General features: G+C 36.2%; 3 protein-coding genes and 2 pseudogenes. 4 read left to right on the forward strand and 1 reads right to left on the reverse strand.

Going from position 1 to position 6,419, the window contains the following annotated elements:
- From B9T35_RS18110 to B9T35_RS18120, 3 genes are all read left to right on the forward strand, one after another.
- Nucleotides 1–675: DUF2345 domain-containing protein (locus B9T35_RS18110; RefSeq protein ID WP_139842056.1), on the forward strand; the 675-nt coding region annotated here is incomplete at its 5' end.
- A 10-nt stretch (nt 676–685) separates the two neighbouring features.
- A complete protein-coding gene (locus B9T35_RS18115; RefSeq protein WP_228147195.1) occupies nt 686–5,500 on the forward strand; it encodes an RHS repeat-associated core domain-containing protein in 4,815 nt (1,604 codons plus the stop codon).
- A complete protein-coding gene (locus B9T35_RS18120) occupies nt 5,500–5,892 on the forward strand; it encodes a hypothetical protein (RefSeq protein ID WP_086192681.1) in 393 nt (130 codons plus the stop codon). The genes B9T35_RS18115 and B9T35_RS18120 overlap by 1 nt, the downstream gene beginning before the upstream one ends.
- Nucleotides 5,893–5,924: 32 nt before the next feature.
- Here B9T35_RS18120 and B9T35_RS18125 read toward each other — a convergent pair.
- A pseudogene (locus B9T35_RS18125) lies at nt 5,925–6,152 on the reverse strand (IS5/IS1182 family transposase); the annotation flags it as partial.
- A gap of 118 nt (nt 6,153–6,270) precedes the next feature.
- On the opposite strand from B9T35_RS18125, the pseudogene B9T35_RS18130 reads away from it, so the two are divergent.
- Nucleotides 6,271–6,419, forward strand: a pseudogene (locus B9T35_RS18130) (IS3 family transposase); the annotation flags it as partial.

A 6,419-nucleotide genomic window follows, 5' to 3' on the forward strand; every position in this document is an offset into this window, starting at 1 on the left:
AGTTTATTTGCCGCCCAAGGTGGCATTAAAGCGATTGCTGCCCAAGGGAAAGTTGAAGTTCAGGCACAGTCAGATGCTTTAGATATCTTTGCGAAACTGGGGATTAAAATTAGCTCGACCGAAGATCGGATTGAAATCAGTAGTCCCAAAGAGGTGGTGATTACAGGTGCGTCATCACAGCTTACCTTAAATGGTTCGGGAATCTTTCCGAAGACCGGGGGTAAATTCCAAGTCAATGCAGGACAACATATATTCCAAGGTGGTGCGCATGTTAATGCTTCACAACAAGTATTAAAGTCAAATAATGCTAAAGGTGTATTAGAACTGTTTAATAATTACATTCATGGTGAAGCGATTAAACAAGGTAAGTTTAAAGTTGTGGATGTACAAGGTAAAGAACATCAAGGTGTTCTTGATGATAAAGGATTTGCGCGCGTTTCTGGGATTATACCAGGCTCCGTTAAAGTGTTTTTTGAAGGAGATCAGCGCGATCCGTGGGCACCAAGTAGTGATTTTAAGCTGAAATCGGATTGGCCAACTGAAGAGCAGTTACAAGGATTTAATCCAGAAAAAGTGTTTAATTCATTATCAAAAATGGTTAAAACAGGTTCTGAAATTAAAAAAGCGCATGATAATGCATTAAACACTTTAAAAAATATAAAAAAATTAATATAGAGATTTACAAATGATTGGAATGATGAATGGTACAGTTAAAACGCCAGCAAAAGTAACACATCTTGTTTATGAGAGTTTTGTTGTTGCCCCTTTAAGAGAATTTCATCCAAAAGATGTACAAGCCAGTGCAAATAACATTGATACATGGTTACAACAAATTCATCCAAGCCTAAGCTTGAGTACTTTAGCAAATGTTGCTGGGGTTATACCTGTAATTGGGAATATTATTGCGTTGGTCGATACGGTTGAATCATTGATCAGTTTGGTAGATAACCCGAATCCTGATATGTGGGATTGGGTTGATTTATGTATCAATTTAATAGGTGTAATTCCAATACCTCCGAATATGGCTGCAGCAAGAATGACAGTTCGACCAGTCGTTATGACTGCTCGAAATGCTAAAGCAACAGGAAAATCTATAGAAGGTGCAATCAAAGAAGTTATTGCATCGAGTATCAATGCAAAACTCGCAGGAGAAATCTCCACTTTTATTGATGGTGCAACGACTGGATTAGATAAACTTGTTGTTGATTGTGCAGACTATTCAGCAAAGCTATCCGGTGATTTTGGTGGTGGATTAATCAGCCTAGGCAAAGGAACTTTTTCACTCAATCAAGCAAATGCTAACGCAAAAAAAGATGCAGCAAAATCTTTTAGTAAAGTGACATCATCAAATTTAATACGTGATCCAGATAAAACCATAGCAAATTTCTTCTCTGCAATAGCAAGTTCAGCTAGAGGAATGGCAGGAGATTTATTGCAAGCACAACTTTCTATCCTTTTATCAACTTTAACCGCCGAAGCTAAACAATTTATAATACAAATGGGCAATAAAATTGTTGCTCTAGGATTAAAAGCCGCAACTGGTATAAAGAAGCATGCGAAACAATATATTAAAGATTTTTTATTACTTTTAAAAAAATTAATTCTTCCAAAAGCAAAAACCTCAGCCATTCAACCAAACAAGACTGTGAAGGTAACAAAAACAGCGCCTGCAGCTGAATTAGAAGGAAAAACAAAGCTCGAAAAACCAATTTCAAACCCTAACCCTTGTAATTGTGGTGGTGCTGTTGCCAGTAAAAAAAGTATCAGTTTTTCATTAGGTACAGAGTTTCTCAATCATTTAGATGCAGATATTCTTGCATCTAAAGGGATTTATCAAACACGCAGTTATGCTTCTAATTTAGATTACTATGATGAAAGTGAGTTTGGAGCAAGATGGTTGACACCATGGACGCTTAAAGTATTTGTAGAAGGTAGTGAGTTTCATTATATTGATGAGACTGGGCGAAAAATTCATTTACCTAAACTTGCGGTAAACACAACCTATTTGGCGGTTATAGAAAATCTATATATCACGAATTTAGATGATAATTTAATTATTGAATATAAGAATAAAGAAGAGTATTTATTTGAAAAATATAAAGATCACTACATTCTTAAAGCAATCACCAAGCCAGATCAAAGTACTGTACTTTTAGAACATCAAGATGGCATATTAAAAACAATAAAATTTTATAATGATAAAAAATTAGAATTTTTTATTGAATGTTTGCAGACAAAGAATAGAAAAATTGAAAAACTGATTTTAAATCAAGATGGTAAACAGCTTGAAATAGCAAATTATAGGTATGATCAACATGGGGATTTAATACAAGCAACAACACGTAATCAAGCATCGTATCACTACTCTTATCATAAACACTTACTTACTCGTTATACCGATTTAACCAACCGAGCGATGAATTTGGAATGGGATGGTGAAACTCACAAAGCACGAGCATTCCATGAATGGGCTGATGATGGTAGTCAAGAAGTATTCCTAGAGTGGTTAGATGATAAACGATGTACCTTAGTCATGGATCATGAAGAACATGTTACTGCATATTTTTATAATATTCATGGCTATAACTATCGGATTGTCTATGCTGATGGATTGGAGGAGTGGTTTATTCGTGATGGTAATTCAAAAATAACCCAACATTTTACACCGACTGGTGAAGTTTATATTTACCGCTATAACGACGATGGTGATCTGCTTGAATCAATTAACCCTGATGGTAGTTCAGTTCATTATAAATATGAAAATGGTAATCCAGTAGAAATTGAAAATTCAGAAGGTGCAATCTGGAAAAATGAATATGATGATAAAGATCAATTAACTAAAGAAATTGATCCATTACAGCGTGAAACATCATACAGTTATAATGCTCAAGGGTTGCCGACTAATATTACCGATGCAAAAGGTGGTGCAAAAGCATTTAAATATAATGAACAAGGCAATTTAATCAGTTATCAAGACTGTTCAGGGAAAGAAACCAAATGGGGCTATGATGAACGTGGACGAGTCAAGTTTGCCGAGAATGCGTTAAAACAAAAAATTGAATATTTCTATACAGAACTCACCACTGAAAAACGTGAATCTGCTATCAGGGGCTTGCCACTCAATGCCTTTGGACAACTTGAAAAGATTAAACACGCAGATGGTACAGAAGAACATTTTGTTCATGATGCAGAAGGGCGCTTGCTTACTCACCTTGATTCGAACCAACAACACACCCAATATGAGTATGATGAGTCTGGGTTAATTACATCTAGGACAGATGCACTAGGTCATAAACTCAAGTACAAGTGGGATAGACTTGGTCGCCTGCAAAAACTCATTAATGAAAATGGCGCAAGTTACGAATTTTTCTACGACGTAATGGGGCGTCTGCTCAAAGAAATTGACTTTGATGGCAAAGAAACAGTCTATAAGTATGATGACAGAACAAAACAACTCAGCAACAGTATTGAAATCGCATCTACATATGGTCATAACTTAAAAGATCGAGTTACACAAAAAGACCGGATTCAGCAGTTCATTTTTGACAGCATGGGGCGTTTAGAACAACGTACTGCTGGTTATGGCTATGATTCTCATGAAGTCGAACAGCAACAAACAGAAGAGTTTGCTTATGACAGCAATGGACAACTTGTTTTAGCGAGAAATGCAGACAGTGCAGTACATTGGTTCTATGATGCAGTCGGCAATCAAATCCGTGAGCATCACCAAGATTTAAAAACTAATAAAACAGCTGTTTGGAAACATGCTTATGATGAGCTGAATTTAAGAGTTCAGACTATTCGACCTGATGGACAAAATATCGACTGGCTGACTTATGGCAGTGGCCATGTTCAAAGCTTGATCTTAAATGGTGAAGATGTTGTTAGCTTTGAGCGTGATGATTTACATAGAGAAATCGCACGACACTATGCCAATGGAATTAGCCAAGAACAGCAATATGACGATATTGGACGCTTAACGCAACAAAAAATTGTCAATGGTCATGAGTTTGGCTATCAGTCACCAAGCAAACAACAGAATAATGCCATCAACGAAACTCAGCAGTTAATTCAGCGTTTATATCAATATGATAAAACAGGACAGCTCACTGGTATTCAGGATACACGACGAGGGAATATTGTTTATAAATATGACCCTGTTGGTCGCTTACTGGATGCAACCAGTAAATTAGGCAAGGAAACATTTCGTTTTGACCCTGCCAATAATATTATTGATCCGTATAGCACTACTTCTGAAAGTCGTACTACGCAAAATGCAGAAAACAACCCTTACGGCTACAACCGTCTGGTTAACAACGTCGTCAAAGAATATTTAGAACAGCAGTATCAGTATGATGAATTTGGGCAGCTCGTTCGACAAAAGAACGCTCAGGGTGATTTACATCTTGAGTGGGATGTATTTGGTCGTTTGATGAAAAGCCGTAATACTGAATATACAGCTGAGTATCGTTACGATGCGCTAGGTCGTCGTATTCAGAAACGTAGTAAGCACCATCATACAGGTGCTGAACAGAATGTGTTTTATGGATGGGATGGAGATACAGTTGCTTTTGAATCTACTGAAGATTACACAAAGCACTATATTTACGAAAGTGGCAGTTTTATTCCGCTTGTTCAAGCTGTTTATTTGGGTGAGGTAGAAGTACATCAGAGTGTAGATTGGAGTAATAAGCCTTATAGCATTTATCGTGATCCATTGTGGAAAGTAACGAAGAAGAGTAAAGGATTTAATGATGTTTGGTATTACCATTGTGATCACTTAGGTACACCACAAGAAATGAGTGACCACTCAGGTGCAATCATTTGGAAGGCACAATACAAGGCTTGGGGGGAGTGTAGAGCTGAGAAAAACAAATCTAATTTCTTTGAGAACTCAGAAATTATAAGCAACAACATTCGCTTCCAAGGGCAGTATTTCGATGAAGAAACGGGGTTGCATTATAACCGCTACAGATATTATTCGCCTTATGTAGGGAGATTTATAAGTAAAGATCCGATTGGGTTGTTGGGAGGGAATAATAATTATCAATATACTCAAAATCCAATAGATTGGATGGATCCCTTAGGGTTGTCAGCATGCAAATTGAATAAAAAAGTTAATGTTGATGCGATTGTAAAAAAATATGGTGGAAAACATATCACATCTGATTATTATGAGATGCCGTCGCATAAAGCAGCGAAGCAAGCAGCATCTGAAATTGCTGGTAACTTATCAAGTGCACCAAAAACGACACGTAGGCAAGACTATCGAGGTGGACCGAGAACATGGAGTAATAGTAATGGTGTAATTGGAAAGAATAGTGGAGGAGATAATCCTTGCTCTGGTTGGCGAGATGATTCGCCAGGTCATTCATTTAATGATAAAAATGGTAAAACCGAAATACCATCTCATTTGAATGCTTGGAATAAGCTAGGAGGAGTAGAGAATGTGCATTTGTTATATAAGAAGGGTCTAATTGTTAATGGAAAAAAATACTAATGAAAAATAAACCTTGGAAAAAGTTTAAGTATCAAACAGAGTCTAATAAATTTTATTATATTTTAGCTGGTGAAGATTTCAACAAAGAAGATGGTATTACACTTAATCCATTTTTGAATAGTGAAAATTTAATGGATAAAGAAGTTATTATTGCTCAACAAGAAGACTTAGCTGATTTACCATGCTTTAATATTAAAAATACTGATGCTGGTGTTTTTTTGGAAATATATAGCTTAAATAAAGCAGAAATATATATTGTTAATAAAAATTTTGATATGCCTGATTTAGTTGAGCTCATTTTTAAATTAAGCCAATTTAGTTATGTGGCTACTTTGAAATATATTAAGTTTAAATATGGATTCAGAGAAAACTATCTTTTTTTTGAAACCTAGTCTAAATTGTTAATATAATTATAGCTTAAGAATTAATAGTGCTTAATAATCATGATCTTGGTTTCAACCAAACTTCGACGATAATAGCCTGACCATTTTTTCCATAGTGCCCTGCCGAAACGTTTAACCGTCCGAAGTAGTTCATTTCGCTTTCGTGAATGAACTTTTGTATCTTTCCAAGGCTTTACATTTTTTCTGGGTGGAATCACTGGATACGCCTGCCGAGATGCAATGACCTGACCGCATTGTTTTGTGTCATAGCCTCGTATGATCCTAGACAAAATAATGGACACATAGTCCCTCTAAAGATAACGTAACGTTAACTTTAGAGATGTAAAAATGGCTAAACGCTTTAGTCCAGAATTTAAACAGTAAGCAATTGATTATGCGCTTTCAAACTCACACGAGTCTGTAGTTTCAATCGCCCAGAAATTAGGTGTAGGGTATTCAACCTTAGATAAATGGATTCGCGAAGCTAATCCAGTTGGTTCAAGCAAGCGTCAACTTTCATCAGAACAACAGCGTAT

Source organism: Acinetobacter sp. ANC 3832 (assembly GCF_002135415.1).
In the GTDB taxonomy this organism is placed as follows: Bacteria; Pseudomonadota; Gammaproteobacteria; order Pseudomonadales; family Moraxellaceae; genus Acinetobacter.

Excerpts from the sequence above, each read along its gene's own strand:
- B9T35_RS18115 (WP_228147195.1), top strand. The coding sequence starts at position 686 with ATGATTGGAATGATGAATGGTACAGTTAAAACGCCAGCAAAAGTAACA.
- B9T35_RS18120 (WP_086192681.1), top strand. The coding sequence starts at position 5,500 with ATGAAAAATAAACCTTGGAAAAAGTTTAAGTATCAAACAGAGTCTAAT.